This window comes from Alcaligenes sp. CHO6 (genome assembly GCF_037120595.1).
Classification (GTDB): domain Bacteria; phylum Pseudomonadota; class Gammaproteobacteria; order Burkholderiales; family Burkholderiaceae_B; genus Alcaligenes; species Alcaligenes ammonioxydans.
In genome coordinates this window covers 643,679-660,958 of sequence record NZ_JBANCI010000002.1, presented here as the reverse complement: position 1 = coordinate 660,958, position 17,280 = coordinate 643,679, and the positions used below count along the sequence as shown (strand labels likewise).

16 protein-coding genes are annotated in these 17,280 nt (G+C 57.2%); 7 read left to right on the top strand and 9 right to left on the bottom strand.

The features are described 5' to 3' along the window. The first annotated feature begins 69 nt into the window (after positions 1-69). Positions 70-444, top strand: a complete 375-nt coding sequence (locus V6936_RS11035) for a nucleotide pyrophosphohydrolase (RefSeq protein ID WP_003803988.1) — start codon at positions 70-72, stop codon at positions 442-444. Positions 445-468: 24 nt separating this feature from the next. Here V6936_RS11035 and V6936_RS11030 read toward each other — a convergent pair whose 3' ends face one another. The 7 genes from V6936_RS11030 to V6936_RS11000 form a co-directional block, all read right to left on the bottom strand. After that, complete coding sequence (locus V6936_RS11030; RefSeq protein ID WP_301606578.1) at positions 469-1,110, bottom strand: HD domain-containing protein; 642 nt, start codon at positions 1,108-1,110, stop codon at positions 469-471. Positions 1,111-1,214: 104 nt separating this feature from the next. Continuing rightward, the gene (locus V6936_RS11025; RefSeq protein WP_003803983.1) at positions 1,215-2,189 is read right to left on the bottom strand and encodes a Bug family tripartite tricarboxylate transporter substrate binding protein; all 975 of its coding nucleotides are present in this window, start codon (positions 2,187-2,189) and stop codon (positions 1,215-1,217) included. A 30-nt stretch (positions 2,190-2,219) separates the two neighbouring features. Then, positions 2,220-3,374 carry a mandelate racemase/muconate lactonizing enzyme family protein gene (locus tag V6936_RS11020; RefSeq protein ID WP_131071254.1) on the bottom strand — a complete coding sequence of 385 codons (1,155 nt, stop codon included), beginning with the start codon at positions 3,372-3,374 and terminating at the stop codon, positions 2,220-2,222. A gap of 300 nt (positions 3,375-3,674) precedes the next feature. Next, a complete protein-coding gene (locus V6936_RS11015) occupies positions 3,675-4,055 on the bottom strand; it encodes an RNA-binding S4 domain-containing protein (RefSeq protein ID WP_003803980.1) in 381 nt (126 codons plus the stop codon). Positions 4,056-4,133: 78 nt separating this feature from the next. Continuing rightward, positions 4,134-5,447 carry a ferredoxin reductase family protein gene (locus tag V6936_RS11010; protein WP_336579856.1) on the bottom strand — a complete coding sequence of 438 codons (1,314 nt, stop codon included), beginning with the start codon at positions 5,445-5,447 and terminating at the stop codon, positions 4,134-4,136. 262 nt (positions 5,448-5,709) lie between these two features. Further along, complete coding sequence (locus V6936_RS11005) at positions 5,710-6,885, bottom strand: amidase (RefSeq protein ID WP_336579855.1); 1,176 nt, start codon at positions 6,883-6,885, stop codon at positions 5,710-5,712. A 15-nt stretch (positions 6,886-6,900) separates the two neighbouring features. Next, on the bottom strand, positions 6,901-7,893 hold the full coding sequence (locus V6936_RS11000; protein WP_003803973.1) for a Bug family tripartite tricarboxylate transporter substrate binding protein: 993 nt from the start codon (positions 7,891-7,893) through the stop codon (positions 6,901-6,903). 156 nt (positions 7,894-8,049) lie between these two features. Between V6936_RS11000 and V6936_RS10995 the strand changes: the two genes are divergently transcribed. After that, complete coding sequence (locus V6936_RS10995) at positions 8,050-8,943, top strand: LysR substrate-binding domain-containing protein (RefSeq protein ID WP_003803971.1); 894 nt, start codon at positions 8,050-8,052, stop codon at positions 8,941-8,943. Here the strand turns inward: V6936_RS10995 and V6936_RS10990 are convergent. Next, a complete protein-coding gene (locus V6936_RS10990) occupies positions 8,935-9,789 on the bottom strand; it encodes an AraC family transcriptional regulator (protein WP_003803969.1) in 855 nt (284 codons plus the stop codon). The genes V6936_RS10995 and V6936_RS10990 overlap by 9 nt on opposite strands. A gap of 131 nt (positions 9,790-9,920) precedes the next feature. Here V6936_RS10990 and V6936_RS10985 point away from each other — a divergent pair, with 131 nt between their 5' ends. Further along, the gene (locus tag V6936_RS10985; protein ID WP_003803967.1) at positions 9,921-10,463 is read left to right on the top strand and encodes a carboxymuconolactone decarboxylase family protein; all 543 of its coding nucleotides are present in this window, start codon (positions 9,921-9,923) and stop codon (positions 10,461-10,463) included. A 64-nt stretch (positions 10,464-10,527) separates the two neighbouring features. Here V6936_RS10985 and V6936_RS10980 read toward each other — a convergent pair whose 3' ends face one another. Beyond that, positions 10,528-10,839, bottom strand: a complete 312-nt coding sequence (locus V6936_RS10980; protein ID WP_131071260.1) for a monooxygenase — start codon at positions 10,837-10,839, stop codon at positions 10,528-10,530. Between the two features lie 166 nt (positions 10,840-11,005). Here V6936_RS10980 and V6936_RS10975 point away from each other — a divergent pair, with 166 nt between their 5' ends. From V6936_RS10975 to V6936_RS10960, 4 genes are all read left to right on the top strand, one after another. Further along, positions 11,006-11,890 (top strand): EamA family transporter, encoded by an 885-nt coding sequence (locus tag V6936_RS10975; protein WP_336579854.1) that lies wholly within the window; start codon positions 11,006-11,008, stop codon positions 11,888-11,890. A 93-nt stretch (positions 11,891-11,983) separates the two neighbouring features. Continuing rightward, positions 11,984-13,888 carry a molecular chaperone HtpG gene (gene htpG, locus V6936_RS10970; protein WP_003803961.1) on the top strand — a complete coding sequence of 635 codons (1,905 nt, stop codon included), beginning with the start codon at positions 11,984-11,986 and terminating at the stop codon, positions 13,886-13,888. Positions 13,889-14,300: 412 nt separating this feature from the next. Then, positions 14,301-16,496 carry a TonB-dependent receptor gene (locus tag V6936_RS10965; protein WP_003803960.1) on the top strand — a complete coding sequence of 732 codons (2,196 nt, stop codon included), beginning with the start codon at positions 14,301-14,303 and terminating at the stop codon, positions 16,494-16,496. Positions 16,497-16,595: 99 nt separating this feature from the next. Beyond that, complete coding sequence (locus V6936_RS10960) at positions 16,596-17,276, top strand: Fe2+-dependent dioxygenase (protein ID WP_336579853.1); 681 nt, start codon at positions 16,596-16,598, stop codon at positions 17,274-17,276. Positions 17,277-17,280: the final 4 nt, after the last annotated feature.

Sequence of the window (17,280 nt, the reverse complement as noted above, 5' to 3'; positions counted from 1 at the left end):
AGACTTGCCTTGGCGGCCACCTTTGTGTGAGTCTGTGGTCGGATTGAATTTTTTTAAGTGAAGTACGCAATGACAGACTCAAACCGTCCTTTGATGAATTTATCCGGTCTGAATGAGGCCGTCGCCCAGTTTGCGCGCGAGCGTGAGTGGGACCAGTTTCACAGCCCTAAAAACCTGGCCATGGCCTTGACCAATGAAGTGGGCGAACTGATCGAAATTTTCCAATGGCTGACAGAAGCGCAATCGCACGAGGTGGCTAGGGACCCGAAAACTGCCGAAGCCGTGCGTGACGAACTGGCGGACGTGCAGATCTATTTGAGCCGTCTGGCGTTCGTGTTGGGCGTGGACATGAACGACGCGGTCGCCTGCAAACTGGCGAAAAATGCGCAGAAGTATCCCGCCGACAAGGTGCGCGGGACGAACAAGAAATATACGGAACTGTAAGAACGTCGCGGCAAACGCGCTGCCTTACAGCTCCCTCAGCAGATCCTGCACAAACTGCTCCATCCGCTCGTGTCTTTCGCGGGCGATTTCCTGTCCTCGTTTAGTCTGAAAGCCCTCAGCCAGTTTCAACAGCTTGGCCGCAAAGTGGTCCAGCGCGTAGCGCTTGTCATCCAGGGGGCGGTGTTGTGCCTGCGGGTCGCAGGGATCATACAGGCCCGAGCCCATGCGCCCGGCGGTATAGAAGCAGCGAGCTATCCCTAAGGCACCAATGGCATCCAGCCGGTCGGCGTCCTGCAAAATGCGGGCCTCCAGGCTGACCGGCCTAATGTTGGCTGAAAAGCTGTGGCTTTGGATAACCTTGCCCACGGCCTCGCAGTCCTGCCTGGACCAGCCTATCTTGGCCAGAATGTGTTGTGCCTGTTCCGCTGACAGGGTGGAAGCGCGCGAACGCAGCGGCGAGTTCTTTTCTACCGCAACGCAGTCGTGCAGCACCGTTGCTGCCAGCAAAATCCGCAGATCCCCACCTTCTTTTTCCTGAATCGCACAGACATTCTTCCAGACACGCTGCAGGTGTGACTGGTCGTGAGAGCCATCGTTATGGCTGGTGCTGCTATGGGGCAGGAGTTGAGTGGCAAGCGCCTCAAAGGGATGAAAAGGACGGGTCATGGTCATGGTCTGCAATCGTCAGGCACACAGCATACCGCGAAGCAGTCCAGGACAAAGAAAAGGAGCTGCACCAGGCAGCTCCTTTCTGGCCTGAGTCCAGCAATTTAAAAGTCGCTCAGGCCCAGATCACTGACAGCATCGGCCCAATAGTTCAGTTCCTGATCCACATATTGTGTGAACTCGGCAGGGCTATTGGTAAGCAGGGTGGCCCCGTTGCCTTGCCAGATCTCCTTGATCTTCTCAGTGTCCAAGGCTCGATGAATGCTGTCCGCGACGGCTTGTACCGTGGCATCAGGCACGTCACCCTGCATGAAGATGCCATACCAGGTCTGGGCGGTGATCTCATCCATACCCAGTTCTTTGAGCGTCGGCACATCAGGCAGGGCAGCCGCGCGCTCCGGGCTGGAGACGGCCAGAGCGCGCAAGCGGCCATTGCGGATCTGTGCGACAGCCGAAGGCATGGTCTCGAACATGAAGTCCACCTGATCGCCACTGATCAGCGCCATGACGGCCGGGCCGCTGCCTTTGTAATGCACGGCAGTCATGGTGGTGCCAGAGCGTTTCTCCAGCTTGCCCGCCATCAAATGCAGCATCGTGGCCACGCCGCTCGTGCCATAGTTCACGCCTGCGCCTTGCTTGGCCGCAGCCAAGAGGTCATCCACGCTCTTGTAGGGCGAGTTGGCATTGACCACCAGCACGTTGGGCATGGCAGCAATCAAGGTGACCGCTTTCAAGTCTTTGCGGGTGTCGTAGGGGAAGTTCTTCAACACGGCAGGCGCAATCATGTGATGCACGGCACCAAACAAGAGCTGATTGTCTGCGGGGCTGGAGTTGGCGACCATGCTGGCACCCAGCACACCACCGACACCACCTTTATTTTCTACGACAACGGTTTGACCGATTTCATTACCCAGTGCTTCGGCCAGAGGGCGAGCCAGGGTGTCGCCCGAACCACCTGCGGCAGAAGGGACGATCAAGCGCACCGGGCGCTCGGCCCAGGCGGGGGGAGCTGCCCAGCTTTGGGGTGCGGCAGCGACGATAAAACTGAGGGCAAGTACAACACGGGACCAGGGTTTCATGTTTTTTTACCTCCTCGGTAGTCGGTGGTTTCAGCCTTTGCCGGAGCCCAGGCTGCCAGGGTTGCTGCGCAGCTTGTCGATCTGATCTTGCCGGGGACTCAGACCCAGCCCGGGGGCGTCTGGCATGTGTAGCCAGCCTTGTTCGGGCTGGGGCAGGCCGGTGTAGATCTCGGCCATCATGGCGCTGGCGGCCAGATGCCATTCCACATCACCGCCATTGAGCAAGCCGCAGTGCAAGTGACCGTTGTGGGAGGGGAATGCCCCGCCATTGGCTACCGAAGCATTAAAGCTTTCAGCCAGGGCAAAGATCTTGCGGGACTGGGTAAAACCGCCGGATATCAGTACGTTAGGCTGCACAATGTCCACCGCCTGCTGCATCAGCAGATCGCGGAACCGATAGGCCTGGCCTTCGTTCTGGCCGGCCGCCACAGTGATGCCCGTGCTCTGGCGCAGTTCACGCATACGCCCGGTGTCATTTTGTGTGATGGGTTCTTCAAAGAAACCTACATCCAGGTCACGGGCGTGGCGCGCAATGGTCTTGGCGTGCACATAGTCCAGACTACAGTTGCCATCGATATACAAGGGCATCTCGGCAGGAATGGATTCTCGTACCAGGCTCATGCGGCGCATGTCCTGACGAATCAGCTCGGCTAAGGGGCGTGGTTCATCTCGGCGTTGCAGGCCGTGATGGCCCACGACCATCTTCAAGCCTTTGAAGCCTTGGTTGACGCAGTCCTGGGCGACCTTGACCAGTTCCTCCTCGTTCAGGAAGGCAAAGCCAAACGTGGCATAAGCGGGCACTTTCTCACGGGCGCCACCCAGCAGTTTCCAGACAGGCAAACCCAGGGCCTTGCCCTTGATATCCCACAAGGCAATGTCCAATGCAGAGATCGCATGCATGGCATAGCCGGTCTGGCCGCGAGGGCATACGTTCCAGTACATGCGATCCCACAGACGCTCCGTGTTCAAGGGGTCTTGTCCGACCAAATCACTGGCCAGGATGTCGTTGATGGTGCTGGCCACGGGGTGCTCTTCGGTAATGGCACTCAGGCCATAACCGGTAATGCCTTCATCCGTTTCGATTTCCACATGACAGATGGCCAGATTGCTGGGTTTTTTGATGCCCGCGCTATGGAACTGAAAAGGTACGTTCAAGGGAATTGCGCGTACTGCCGTGATTCTCATTCTCCGTTCTCCTCACATTTTTTAAATGCGTTTGCATGTAATTGTTTTAGGTTTATAGCGTTTTGGAGAATAGGTGGGCAATGGTGTAAACCCTTGATTTTATTGATATATAAAAGCCATTTCTGATATATCAAAAGGACAGGTTCAGGAGTGTAGAGAGTCGCACGCGGTGGGAAAAAGATGCAGGAGAGTGGTGATGTACGCCACTAGGCGCTCTTGGCCCTTGTGCATGCAAAAGGCCCTGCCAGGCAAGGCCTGGCAGGGCCGGTGAACTCTCGGGATGTATGAGCAGTGAGTGGCTTATTTACCCCGCAGTAACTGCATCTGACGACGATCTTTTTTAGTCGGGCGTCCCGCGTCAAAATCCAGGGCAGGCTCAGGCGCCAGACGGCGCTGTTCCGCGGCCTGCGCGCGTCGTGCACTGCTTTGCTCGGTTTCTTGATAGAGAGTGCGCGCCACGGGAGCGGGGCCACGTACCCCACTCAAGGCTTGAACGTGAACTTCCATGGCTGGCGTTTCCTTGCGCAGGGTAATCAGATCCCCTACCGATACCTCGCGGGCCGGCTTGGTGCTTTGCTGATTGAGCAAAACCCGTCCTTTAGTGATCTCTTCACTGGCCAGGCTGCGCGTTTTGTAAAAGCGCGCCGCCCAGAGCCATTTGTCCAGTCGTAATTTGTCCATGCCGTATTGTAAATCCAGGCCGGGCCCCCGTGAAAGGCGGAACCCGGTGTGACGAGCTTGCTGGTGGCCAGCCCGGTTCTAGCGGAACTGAAAGTGTTCCTTATGCAAGGTCCAGGACTTAGCGGGCAAGGCACGCTTGAGCTCCCGCTGCAGCTGCTTGCCCATCCCGGCAGGGCCACAAAACCAGATATGTAATGGTCTGCCCGCCTGATAGTGCTGCACTACCTCTTGGGGAGTCCAGCGGCGGCCATCGGCATAAATATCCAGCTTGACATCTGGGTGCTCTTTGGCGGCGTTGCTCAAGGCCTGGGCGAGTGGGTCGGAACTGTGCTGACAGGCATATTGCAGATAGGCGTAAGGAGCATGGCCCTCCTCATGCTCCTGGCTTAACCAGGACAGAAAGGGGGTCGCTCCCACTCCTGCGCCGACCCAGATATAAATCCCCTTGTCGTCACGGCCCGGTGGAGTGAAACGGCCATACGGGCCATCCAGCTCGATGTTCTGTCCGATATGCAGGCGCTCTGGCAGGCGGCGCGTCCAGTCGCCCAGTTGCTTGATGTGAAAACGCACAATCTGGTCATCCTGATCGGCGTCGGACAGGGTGAAGGGGTGAGACTCGGTTTCGCCTTTCAAACGCAGGAAGGCAAACTGGCCCGCCTGATGACCCGGCCAGGATTGATCCATGCGGCATTGCACTTCTAGGACATCGCCTTGCGGGGTACAGGAAATGACGGTACCGGTGTGCGGGTAAGCCGAACTGAGATTGCGTAACAGCTGAATGCTGGCGGCTACTGTTCCGATCACTAGGCTGACGGCCAGCAGCCAGCCACCTATCCCGCTCCAGTAGGCAGGTGGGGTCAAGACTACGCCATGAAAGACCAGAATCAGATAGGCAACCGGCATTAGCCGATGCAGGCTGTACCATTTTTTATAGGAAATCGTGCGGTGCGCCAGGGTAATGATCAACATCACAATCAGCGCGTAGAACGTCCATTCCCCCAGCGTCTTGGCATAGGGCTTGAAGAGGCTGACCCATTCGGGGACGGGCACTTTGGCCAATTTGCCGCTGGTGCCGATGGCGGCGGCTATCAGGTCTTTGGATTGTTTGCTTAGCCAATGCGCCAGGCTGAGCAAAATCGCCAGGATGCCCAGGTACTTGTGTAGCTTGTAGGCTTTGTCCATGCCACCGAGCCACGGTTCCAGGCGACGGGGGCGTAAGGCCAGGACCATAATGGCCGTCATGGTGCCCAGCGCCAGAATGCCGGTGAGCAGCATGCCTTCCTGCCGGATTACCCACAGCGTGTCGCCTGGGGGCGAGGGAGAGAGCCACAAGGCTTGTACAGCCCAGATCAGAAAGAAGGTGGAGAGCAGCAGAAATAGAGGGCGACGCATGGCCTTTTCCGAATGATGGGTGGGCCGGGAGCTGGCAAGTCGCACCATGCAAAAGTACCGACGCAGCGCACCGGGGACATCTGTCCATCTTAGTGCGTAGCGTGGCGGTCTGGGGTGTTTGTATTCAGGCGTGAATTGAGAAAACTCAAAATACCCCTAAATAGTTGTTATTTAAAGTATTTGTTAATGATTCTGGTTGCTGTTTATCGTGTTGACCCTGCCGGGGGCGGTTTCGGAGGGACACCGCCTGGCAGGGCGTTTTTCAGTGGGCCTGTTCAGGACTGAGCAGTACGGCCAGATCCAGCAAGGCCGCGTCCTGATGGGCTTGTCCGATCAGTTGCAGTCCCAGGGGCAGCGGGGAGTCCTGAGCGGGCGCGGGCAGGCTTAAGGTCGGCCAGCCTAACAAGGACCACGGGCGGTTCAGAATCGAGGAGCCTGTGCTGTCCAGCCCATAGGGCGCGGGGCCAGGGGCCGCCGGAGTTAGCAAGGCATCGAAATGAGCATATCGGTCCTGCCATTCTGTCTGGAGCTGGCGACGGCGTGCCTGCCAGGCGTGGTAGTCCGCCGGGGGCAATTCCAGGCCTTGCTTGATCGCTTGCACGGTAATGGGTCGCAAGGCATTGGGGCTGGCTTGCCAGACGGGCAGCAGGCTGCGGGCCATTTCGTAAGCCATGATCTGGCCTTGCAGGATCAGCAGCTCTTTCAGTTGCGGGTCCGCGGGCAGACGCTCCAGTTGGGCACCTTGTTGTTCCAGGTGCAGGCAACCTTGCTCCAGAGCAGCAAGGGCAGCGGGGGTAATTGGGCCCAGATCTTTGCCATCCAGCACGCCGATGCGGGGACAGGTGGGCATCTTAACATCGGGCAAACCTTGCAGAACCGTCGCCACACGGCGCAATACGGACAAGTCGCGGCTGAAGTAGCCGATGGTGTCCAGACTGTCGCATAGCAGGAAAAGACCGCTGCGATGAATGGCACCAAAACTAGGTTTGAAGCCGACAATGCCGGTAAAGGCAGCAGGGCGCATCATGGAGCCGCCCGTTTGGGTTCCCAAAGCGAAATCGACCATGCCCGCGGCCACGGCAGCCGCAGACCCACTGGAGGAGCCACCGGGAGTGTGCTCCAGATTCAGCGGGTTACGGGTCGGGCCGGGCGCCGCATAGGCAAACTCTGCCGTCACGGTCTTGCCGACTGGAATGGCACCGGCCCGGCGCAGCACGGCCACACAGGCCGCATCATGCTGCGCGGGCAGCGCGTCGGGGAAATGGGCCCCGTAACGCGTGGGCATGCCTTGCACATCCAGCACGTCCTTGACGCCGAAGCTCAGGCCCGCCAAGGGGCCCTCGGGGTGGGTGCTGATACAGGTAAGCGGGTCCGCCAGCCAGGACCAGGCCTGAATGGACTGGTCCTGCACAGCGAGAGGAGAGGGATGGGCAGTCATAGCGCAGAGTAGCAATTACTGAATCGAGATGTTTTGTGCCTTGATCAGTGCCGTCCAGCGCTTTGCTTCTTCCTTGATGAAAGCAGAGAACTCTGCAGGCGTGCCGCCCACCACTTCTGCGCCCTGGGATTCCACAATCTTGCGGTACTCGGGGTCTTGCAGTGCATCGTTGACGGCTTTATTCAGTTTTTCCAGCACATCGGCTGGAATGCCTGCGGGAGCAATCACGCCAAACCAGTTGGAGGCGACCAGATCCACGCCTTGCTCTTTGAAGGTGGGAACATCAGGCATGGCCTTGACACGCTCTTCAGAGGTCACACCCAGAATGCGCAAACGTGGATTGTCGATTTGCATGTGCGGCAAGAACAAGCTGGCCAATTCCAGGTAGAAGGAGATATTGCCGGCCAGCAGATCGTTGGATGCCGGTGCGCCACCGCGGTAAGGAACGTGTACCGCGTCAAAACCCGACGTGGCTTTGAACTGCTCGGTCAGCAGGTGCGAGGCGCCGCCCGCTCCGGTCGAGGCATAGTCCAGTTTTTGTGGGTTCTTCTTGCCGTCGTTCACCAGGTCGGCCAACGACTGGTAGGGCGAGTTGCTGTTTACACCCAAAGCCATGGCGCCACGCTCAATCAGGGCGATGGGCTGCAGATCCTGTTCGGGATCAAAGGGCAGGTTGCTGCCGTACAGGGCTTTGTTCACGGACATTGGACCAAAGTTGCCCAGACCGATGGTGTACCCGTTGGGCTTGGCACGGGCAATCATGCTGGTGCCGATATTGCCGCTGGCGCCAGGCTTGTTCTCCACCACAATCGTCACGCCCAGACTATCGCTCATTTTCTGAGCCAGCATCCGCGAACGGGTGTCCGAGCTGCCGCCGGCCGCATAAGGCACAACAAAAGTAATGGCTTGCGAAGGGTAGGGGGCGTCGGCCAGTGCCGAGCCGGAACCCAGCAAAGTCAGTGTGAGTAGGCCGCCCAGCAATGAGGCACGATGCTTGAATACCGTCATGTTCATCTCCTGCAATGGGCCAAGATTCGCCGTGGCGTGCAGTATGGCCCTGTTTTTTTGATAGAAGTCAGAACGGATAGTAGAGAGAGCTTATTATGTTGTCTAATATTAAAAATAGTCATTATTAATCTTTTTAAAAACCTAATTGGTGGGCATATGCTGGACTCCAAATTAAGTGAAATGTTTTTGGTTCTGGCCGAAGAGTTGCACTTTGGTCGTGCGGCACAGCGTCTGTTCATGACCCAGCCTCCCTTGAGTCAGGCCATACGCAGGCTGGAGGAGCAGGTCGGGGCCACCTTGTTCATCCGCACGACGCGCACGGTGCAACTGACTGCGGCCGGCGCGGAGCTGCAGCGCCGCCTGCGCCTTATCGGCAATGAGATGGAGCAGACTTTGCAAGCGGTGCAGCAGGTTCACCGCGGGGAAACCGGTATGTTGCGTATCGCCCTGACGCCCAGCAGTGCCTATGCGGGCGTATCACGGCATTTGTACCGGTTTCGTCAGGACTTCCCGCAGGTGGATATGCAGGTTTACGAGATGAACTCCAGTGACATGCCTGCCGCCTTGTATGAGCGCCGGGTGGATGTGGCGTTGATCCGCCCCTCTTTTGCGGTGCCCGATCTGAATCCGCAATTGGTGGAGTCCGAACCCATGATGTTCGTGCTCAGACGCGATGATCCCCGTGCGCAGGAACATAGCCAGGGGCTGACGCTACATCAGGCGTTTTCTTACGAAATGGTGGCCTATTCACGTCAGCAATCGCGCTACTTCCATCTGCTTCAACAACGTTTGCTGCAGCGTTCGGGCTGCCTGCCGCGCTTTGTCCAGGAGAGCATGGTGCCCACGGTGTTGATTATGGTGGAGGCGGGGATCGCACCGGCTATCGTGCCGGCCTCCCTGGCTCGGCTGCGCACGGATACGCTGGTGTATCTGCCCTTGCTCGATGCTGCCGATATTGCGGCCGAGCTGATGAGCGCCTACATTTCCGACAATACCAATCCCGCGCTCCAGAATTTTCTTGCGGTGCTGGAACAGGATCGTTCAGTCTGACTGGCGGGCAGCCAGCCATTGGCGCATGGATTGACCGGTGCGCTGTCGAAACAGGCGTGACAGGGCCGAGGGATTGGCGTAGCCCAGATCCAGTGCGATGCGTTTGGCGGACTGGCCCTGGGTCAAGCGCTGGCAGGCCAGCGACAGACGCCATTGGGCCAGATAGTCGGCCGGCGTGTCACCCACCCACTGCTTGAACTGGACGGCAAACGCGCTGCGCGAGAGCTTGGCTTGTTCAGCCAGCGATTGCACAGTCCAGTCTCGTCCCGGGTCGGCCTGGATGGCCAGCAAGGCGCGGGCGACGGGAGGATGGGACAGCCCCCGGAACAGGCCCACGGGAATATCGCAGCGGTCGGGATGGTCAAACAACCAGCGCAGCAGTTGCAAGAGCACGATTTCAAACAGACGATCGGCCAGCAAACGATGGCCGCAACGTACTGATTCTGTTTCTGCAAATAACAGGCTCAATGCTTGCTCCAGACCTGCCGCCTCCTCCAGGGGAACAATGATCAGGTCCGGCAGCGACCGGGCCAGCGGGTGATGTTCACCACCGTCAAAATCCAGGGTGGCGCAGGTAAAGTCCGAGCCCTCCTCGGGCATATCGTAGAAAGTATGGTCCAGCGGACGTGGATAGAACAGCAGGCTGGGACGATCAATCGTCAGGATTTCCGGCACTGGATCGCGCGGATCGTGACGCACCCCCAACTGACCCCGTCTGAGGATGTGCAAAAAGGCCCGCCCGGGCTGAGCCGCAAAGCGGGTCATGCCGCATAAGGAGCCGTTGTAAAACAAATGGGCCCGGACACGGAATTGTTCCAGCAAAAGAGAGAGGCGATCCAGATTCATGAAATCATCCCTTTCTGGATGAAAAGATAAGTTGTCGGGACTAATCTTATCCAATGATCTTGATTCTGGCGAGACACTATCCCTGTCAGATTCATTTTGGCCCTCAGGGCCTACTTCACCAGGAGATCACCATGTCCCGTCTTACGTTGCCTGATGTTGCTCAAGCTCCCGCCGCCAGCCAACCTGCTTTGCAGGAAATTCAAAAGGCTTTTGGCGGCAATGTGCCTGCCATGTTCCGAATGGTGTCCAACTCGCCCGCCGCTTTGCGCAGCATGTGGGGGTCTTTCGGTGCTTTTGCGGGTGGCAAGCTGGGTGCAAAACTGGGCGAGCAACTGGCAGTGGCTATTGCTGACCGCAATCGTTGCGAGTATTGCCTGGCTGCCCACAATGTGCTCGGTGCCAATGCTGGTTTGAGCTCGGAGACTCTGGCCCAGGCCCAACGTGGTCAGTCTGATGATCCACGCACGGCGGCCGCCCTGAAGTTTGTGCTCAAGCTGGTCGATCAGCGGGGTCAAGTGTCGGCGGCGGATGTGCAAGCCGTGCGCGACGCAGGTTTTTCCGAGGGTGAGGTGGTGGAGCTGGTCGGTGTCACGGCCTTGAATCTGTTCACCAATTACATCAACAATGCGCTGGATGTTCCGGTCGATTTCAAAGCGGTTGAGCTGACGGCTTAAACAAGGTTTGATGACCCGCTTGCTGGAGAGGCAGGCGGGTTTTACTGCGTCGGTACGGCCGGCGCTAGTTGCCGGACAACGGGCCGGCGTTAATTTCGCTCAGTGCCGGATTTACATCAAAAAAGCGGGCGTCGATGCCGGTGATACCAACGCTGTTGAGCCGCTTGCTGTGCATGTCCAGATAGGCCTGTGCGCTTGCCTTGTCACTGAACAAATACACCCCGCCAGCCTTGGACTGCTCCTGATTTTCCGTCCAGAGTTTCCAGATCAATCCCGGTTCCTGCGAAATGGATTGCGCCAGTTCTTTCATGGCGATGGCCATGTCCTCGCCCCAGGGGCCGGAGTAGGGAAAATCAACATACAGCAAGGTGCTCATGGTCGGCTCCAAATCAAAATACGTGACGATCATCATACCCTGATGATGGAATGCTCCCGTATTGTCTCTTATTTGTCATGGGACGTTGGAAGCGGCGTGATTGGCTGGCCTCGCCCCTGAAGGGGGCGTATAGTTTTTGTTTTGCGATTTGCCGGTGGAAGCCCTCATGTCCTGGACCGCTGTGTTGTTGGTGGTGTGTGCTGCGTTCATTCATGCGGGCTGGAATCTGCTCTCCAAACGAGCGGCGATGGCAGGAGCCCATTTTGTATTTGCGTACTCCTTTTTTGCCATCCTGTTTTATTTTCCCATCATGTTGTGGGTGGTGTTTACCGAAGGCAATATGCCTTGGACCACCGAGACCGTGACTTGTCTGGTGTTAAGCGCGTTGCTGCATATGGGCTATAGCCTGAGTCTGCAAAAAGGCTACCAGGTGGCGGACTTGTCGGTGGTCTATCCGATTGCACGCGGCACCGGTCCCATGCTCTCTTCCGTGGGCGCCTTCATTCTGCTCGGTGAGCCGGTACGGCCTGTGGGGGTGCTTGGTATCTTGCTGGTGGTGATGGGAATCTTGCTGATTGCCACGCAAGGTCATTTGCGGCGTTTCTTCAACCCCGCTGCGCTAACCGGCGTGCGCTGGGGCATGCAGACGGGGATTTTAATTGCGGCCTATACCGTGGTGGATGCCTACGGCGTCAAAGTATTACTGATCTCGCCGTTCTTGTTGGACTGGTTCAGCAATGTGCTACGTCTGGGCATGCTGGCCCCCTTCATTGCCAAGCGTGGACGGGAAGGCTTTATCAAACTGAAGCCTTATTGGAAGCTGGCGGCAGCCGTGGGCCTGCTCTCGCCCATGTCTTACATACTGGTTTTGCAGGCGCTGCGCCTGGGAGCCCCCCTGTCCATGGTGGCACCAGCTCGGGAAATGTCCATGATGGCGGGCACGCTGCTGGGCATGGTGGTCCTGCGCGAGAAAGCCAATGCCTGGAGTTTGCTGGGCTGTGCCGTCATGATCGCCGGGGTGATCGCCCTGACTGCCGGACCGTCTGCCTGATTGCTCTCTTGAAATATGCGGGGCCGACCCTATCTGTCTGCAATAGGGCGCGCACCTGCGCGTGGCCATCAACCCATTTTTTGCTTTTTCACCATGAGCCAGACTGACACTGCGAATACGTCCGAAACCTTGGGTTTTCAGGCTGAAGTCAAACAATTACTGCATTTGATGATTCACTCCTTGTACAGCAACAAGGAGATTTTCCTGCGTGAGCTGGTATCCAATGCGTCGGATGCCTGTGACAAACTGCGCTTTGAGGCCATCGACAATCCTGCCTTGCTTGAGGGCGACCCGGAACTGCGCATTCGTGTGGACTTTGACAAGGAAGCACGCACGATCACTATTTCCGACAATGGCATTGGCATGTCGCGTGATGAAGCCATTGCCAACCTGGGCACGATCGCTCGGTCCGGCACCAAGGAGTTCTTCTCTCAGCTGACAGGCGACAAGCAAAAAGACACCCAACTGATTGGTCAGTTCGGGGTGGGCTTTTATTCCTCGTTTATCGTCGCCGATAAAGTGTCGGTACTGACACGTCGTGCCGGCGAGGACCAGGAAGCCGTCTTGTGGGAGTCCACCGGCGAGGGCGAATTTACCATCGCGTCTGCCGAGAAAGCCGAGCGCGGCACCAGCATCACCTTGCATCTGCGCGAAGGCGAGGATGAGTTCCTGGATGGCTGGCGTTTGCGCAATGTGCTGCGCCGCTACTCGGATCACATTTCTTTGCCGGTACAAATGCGCAAAGAGGACTGGGACGAAGACAAGCAGCAGCAGGTCAAACAAGATGAATGGGAAAGCGTGAACCAGGCCAGTGCCTTGTGGACGCGCTCCAAGTCGGAAATTAGCGACGAGCAGTACCAGGAATTCTACAAACACATCGCTCACGATTACGAGAACCCCTTGGCCTGGACACACAACCGGGTGGAAGGTCGCAGCGAATACACCCAACTGTTGTATGTGCCCAAGCAGGCTCCTTTTGATCTGTGGGATCGTGACGCTCGCCGCGGCGTGAAGCTGTACGTCAAACGCGTGTTCATCATGGACGACGCTGAGCAGTTGTTGCCGGCCTATCTGCGGTTTGTGCGTGGCGTGATCGACTCGGCGGATCTGCCCTTGAACGTCTCGCGCGAAATTTTGCAGGAAAGCCGCGACGTACGCGCCATCCGCGAAGGCAGCGCCAAGCGCATCCTGTCCTTGCTGGAAGATCTGGCGGAGAACCAGCCCGAGCAATATGCTGAGTTCTGGAATCAGTTCGGTCAGGTGCTCAAAGAGGGCACGGGCGAAGATATGGGCAACCAAGCCCGGATTGCGGCCTTGCTGCGCTTTGCGTCCACGCATCAGGAGGGCTCGGCCCAGACGGTGTCCTTGAACGACTATATCGGTCGCATGAAGGAAGGCCAGGACAAGATTTACTATGTGACGGCAGATACCTTCGCCGCCGCCTCCAACAGCCCGCATCTGGAAGTGTTCCGCAAGAAAGGGATCGAGGTGCTGCTGATGTCTGATCGCGTGGACGAGTGGATGTTGTCTTATCTGCGCGAATTTGAAGGCAAGCAACTGGTTTCCGTGGCCAAAGGGGGGCTGGACCTGGACTCGCTGGCTGACGAAGAGGAAAAGAAACATCAGGCTGAAGTCGCCGAGACCTTCAAGCCTTTGGTGGAGCGTCTGAAAACCACGTTGGGCGACAAGGTCAAAGAGGTGCGTATTACGGCCCGTCTGGTCGACTCCCCGGCCTGCGTGGTGGTGGACGCCAACGAACTGAGTCCGCACCTGCTGCGCATGTTGCAGGCGGCGGGGCAGGAAGCGCCGGAGGTCAAGCCGATTCTGGAAATCAATCCAGAGCATGCTTTGATTGCCAAGGTGCAAGCCGCTGACGATGAAGCCTTTGGGGAGTGGGCGCAACTGCTGCTGGAACAAGCCATGCTGGCTGAAGGTGCCGCATTGCAAGATCCCGCCAGTTTCGTAAAACGGGTGAATCGTTTGTTGTTGAATCTCTAACCTTGTATGGACTGTGCGTAAAGCGCAGTCCGGGACTTCTTGGAAAAGCCCTGATCCTCTGTACGAGGATCAGGGCTTTTTTGTGTTTGTCAGTCGGCTAACGCGGCGCAAAAGCCCAGAATCCTCATCAGGAAGCGATAGGTATTAAGCGATTTTTCACTTTTTGTCTATCTTAATGAGAATTGATCTCAGTACGATGCGGGTACGCCACACTCTGGTGCTGATCCTGCTTTTTTTCAGCAGAATTTAAGGAAAAGGCCTGTTTTGGATGGACTTAGTAATAAGAATGATTAATATTACGTTTCCTTTATTAAAAGAACTTATCAAGCAGTGAGAAGCCGCCGACGCAAGCGATTGGCCTGGCTCCCTTAGTCCTGTCTTGAAAAAGTGATACCTACCATTTGGAGCTGGTATGTTGTTTGTTTCTTCCGTACCGCCTCGCCGCTTTGCCGAGACGGTTTTGTCTGCTGCCTTGTTTGCTGCCCTGACCGCGCCTGCGATGGCGCAAACCGCTGATCCGGGTGTGACCGAGTTGCAGTCGATTAAAGTGCAGGGTTCGGCAGACGCCAATGGCATAGATGGCTTTCAGGCCCACAAAGCGCAGTCGGTCAAATTCTCTGAGAGCTTGTTGAACACACCGCGTTCCATCACCGTGATTCCAGAGGAGGTGATCCGGGACCGTGGCGCGACCTCGCTGCAAGATGTGCTGCGCACGACCCCTGGCATTACGCTAGGATCGGGTGAAGGCGGCACGCCCGTGGGGGACCGTCCTTTTATCCGTGGTTATGAAGCCAGTACCGATATTTTTATCGATGGTGTGCGCGATTACTCTCGTGGCTCGCATGAGACCTTCAATCTGGAATCGGTTGAGGTTCTGAAAGGCCCCAGCTCGGCCTATACCGGCCGTGGCGGCACGGGCGGCAGCTTGAACCTGGTGACCAAGTCGCCCAAGCTCAAGGACTTTTTCCAGGTGGAAGCGGGTTATGGCACTTCGGACCAGTATCGTCTGACTGCCGACGGCAACTATGCGTTTTCGGATACGGGGGCAATTCGCTTGAACCTGATGCGTATGGGCGGCGATGTCCCGGGTCGCGATGGGGTAAAAATCGACCGGTGGGGAATCGCTCCTTCGATTGCCTTTGGCTTGGGCACGCCCACGCGTGTTACGTTGTCCTACTCCCGGCTTGAAAACAAGGATATGCCCGATCTGGGCTTCCCCTTCAAGAATGCCGCCAACCCGGGCCGTGTCACGCCTTTGGAAGCGGATCGTGACAATTTCTACGGTCGTCACAATGTAGATTTCCGCAAATACATTGCTGATACCGCCTCAGCCAATATTGAGCATGATCTCAATGATCGTTTCACGGTGCGTAACGTTACCCGTTACAGCAAGACGCTGAACCATTACCTGATGACCCGTCCGTCCTTTGACAATTGCGTGGCAGGGGCGGGTGGTGCTTGCGCGTCGGAGGGACCTGGTCTGCAGTTTCGTCGCGATGACCGGACGAATTACCGGGTGGCTGAGTCCTTGCTGAACCAGACTGATGTGTATGGCAGCTTCAATACCGGTTCGATCAAGCACGATATTGTGGCGGGTGTGGAGATCAGCAAAGAGGAAATTCACAACAAAGCCATGACGGGCGGGCCAGGCCGTGACACGGACTCGTTCTACAACCCCGACCCCAATCGTCAGTACAACTATTCCTTGCAGTACGGTCCCAAGACCAAGACAGGCGACATCAATACCCGTTCCGCGTATCTCTTTGACACTTTGACATTGAACGAGCAATGGATGGTGAATGGCGGCCTGCGCTTTGATCGCTTTGAGGCCGACAATACCAAGGACTCCCGCACCGACGATATGTGGAACTATCAGCTGGGCGTAGTCTATAAGCCCGCTCAGAACGGTTCCATCTACTTGAGTTACGGTACGTCCTCCAACCCGACAGGCGAAAATCTGGGGCAGGCTGGGGGAGCAGATGGCCCGGCAGGCGGCGCGGCCATCCGTGATCTGAAGCCCGAGCGCAGTTACAGCTGGGAGCTGGGTACCAAGTGGGATGTGGCCGACGAAAAATTGTCGCTGACCGCCGCCGTATTCCAGACCGACAAGAAAGATGCCCGTTCTACCGACCCGCTGACCGGTGATGTGTCGTTAAGCGGCAGCAATCGTGTGCGGGGCCTGGAGCTGGGTGCGGCTGGCGCGATCACGCCGAACTGGAATCTGTGGGCAGGCTATACCTACCTGGACCCCAAGATCAAGAAGTACCGCAATGGCAGCAACGTCTTTGACGGCAATCAGATGAAATTCATCGCCAAACAAAGCTTCAATATCTGGACGACTTACAAAGTGATGCCCGAGCTGACCTTGGGTGCAGGCGCCACCTTTGTGGGCAAGCGGTTTGTGGATGATGCCAATCAGCTGAAGCTGCCGTCGTACTGGCGTTACGATGCGATGGCGCGCTACGAGCTGAACAAGAACGTGTCCTTCCAGTTCAACGTCAACAACATCAGCAATGTACGCATGTATGATGCTTCCCACGTGGGGATTTTTGCCAACGTGGGCCCCGGCCGCTCTTACATGTTCAATGCGTCTTACCGTTTCGAGTAAATTGCCTCGGGTAGGCTGATGGCAGATGGGCCGCCCGCGGGGGCGGCTCATCTGCTTTTTCCGCGTTCCGAGGTGTGTCTTTGTTCTCGCAGGTCTCTCATGCTGATTACTATTCCCGACGTTCTCGATGCCGAGCAATTGCGCGATTGTCGCCAGGCCCTGGAGCAGGCGCAGTGGGAGGACGGACGCACGACGGCAGGCTATCTGGCCCAGCACAGCAAGCGCAATTTGCAGTTGCCTCTGGATGCGCCTCTTGCCCGTCAGATGGGCGAGTTTCTGATGCACGTACTGGGGCAGCACAGCGGCTTTATTGCCGCTGTCTTGCCACTGCGCATGCTGCCGCCACGCTTTAATCGTTACGAGGGTGGCGGGGAATATGGCAACCACATTGATAACGCGATTTTTACCGTTCCTGGCACGCCCCAGCGCCTGCGTACCGATGTGTCCACAACCTTGTTTTTCAGTGATCCCGACGAGTACGAGGGGGGCGAGCTGATCATCGAGGATGTGTACGGCACTCAATCCATCAAGCTGCCTGCAGGGCATATGGTGGTGTATCCCGGTACCAGCTTGCATCGCGTAGAGCCGGTAACGAAAGGAACGCGCTATGCCTCCTTTTTCTGGACGCAAAGCATGGTGCGCCACGCGCATCAACGCAAATTGCTGTGGGAGCTGGATCAGAGCATTCAGCAACTGGCCAGGCAGAATGCGGATGCCCAGGAGCTGTCACGCCTGACGGGGATTTACCACAATTTGTTGCGTGAATGGAGCGATGTCTGATCGC

Excerpts from the sequence above, each read along its gene's own strand:
- V6936_RS11015 (WP_003803980.1), bottom strand. The coding sequence starts at position 4,055 with ATGGACAAATTACGACTGGACAAATGGCTCTGGGCGGCGCGCTTTTAC.
- V6936_RS11020 (WP_131071254.1), bottom strand. The coding sequence starts at position 3,374 with ATGAGAATCACGGCAGTACGCGCAATTCCCTTGAACGTACCTTTTCAG.
- V6936_RS10975 (WP_336579854.1), top strand. The coding sequence starts at position 11,006 with ATGTCCTGGACCGCTGTGTTGTTGGTGGTGTGTGCTGCGTTCATTCAT.
- V6936_RS11035 (WP_003803988.1), top strand. The coding sequence starts at position 70 with ATGACAGACTCAAACCGTCCTTTGATGAATTTATCCGGTCTGAATGAG.
- V6936_RS11030 (WP_301606578.1), bottom strand. The coding sequence starts at position 1,110 with ATGACCCGTCCTTTTCATCCCTTTGAGGCGCTTGCCACTCAACTCCTG.
- V6936_RS10995 (WP_003803971.1), top strand. The coding sequence starts at position 8,050 with ATGCTGGACTCCAAATTAAGTGAAATGTTTTTGGTTCTGGCCGAAGAG.
- V6936_RS10980 (WP_131071260.1), bottom strand. The coding sequence starts at position 10,839 with ATGAGCACCTTGCTGTATGTTGATTTTCCCTACTCCGGCCCCTGGGGC.
- V6936_RS10965 (WP_003803960.1), top strand. The coding sequence starts at position 14,301 with ATGTTGTTTGTTTCTTCCGTACCGCCTCGCCGCTTTGCCGAGACGGTT.
- V6936_RS11010 (WP_336579856.1), bottom strand. The coding sequence starts at position 5,447 with ATGCGTCGCCCTCTATTTCTGCTGCTCTCCACCTTCTTTCTGATCTGG.
- htpG (WP_003803961.1), top strand. The coding sequence starts at position 11,984 with ATGAGCCAGACTGACACTGCGAATACGTCCGAAACCTTGGGTTTTCAG.
- V6936_RS11025 (WP_003803983.1), bottom strand. The coding sequence starts at position 2,189 with ATGAAACCCTGGTCCCGTGTTGTACTTGCCCTCAGTTTTATCGTCGCT.
- V6936_RS11000 (WP_003803973.1), bottom strand. The coding sequence starts at position 7,893 with ATGACGGTATTCAAGCATCGTGCCTCATTGCTGGGCGGCCTACTCACA.
- V6936_RS11005 (WP_336579855.1), bottom strand. The coding sequence starts at position 6,885 with ATGACTGCCCATCCCTCTCCTCTCGCTGTGCAGGACCAGTCCATTCAG.
- V6936_RS10960 (WP_336579853.1), top strand. The coding sequence starts at position 16,596 with ATGCTGATTACTATTCCCGACGTTCTCGATGCCGAGCAATTGCGCGAT.
- V6936_RS10990 (WP_003803969.1), bottom strand. The coding sequence starts at position 9,789 with ATGAATCTGGATCGCCTCTCTCTTTTGCTGGAACAATTCCGTGTCCGG.
- V6936_RS10985 (WP_003803967.1), top strand. The coding sequence starts at position 9,921 with ATGTCCCGTCTTACGTTGCCTGATGTTGCTCAAGCTCCCGCCGCCAGC.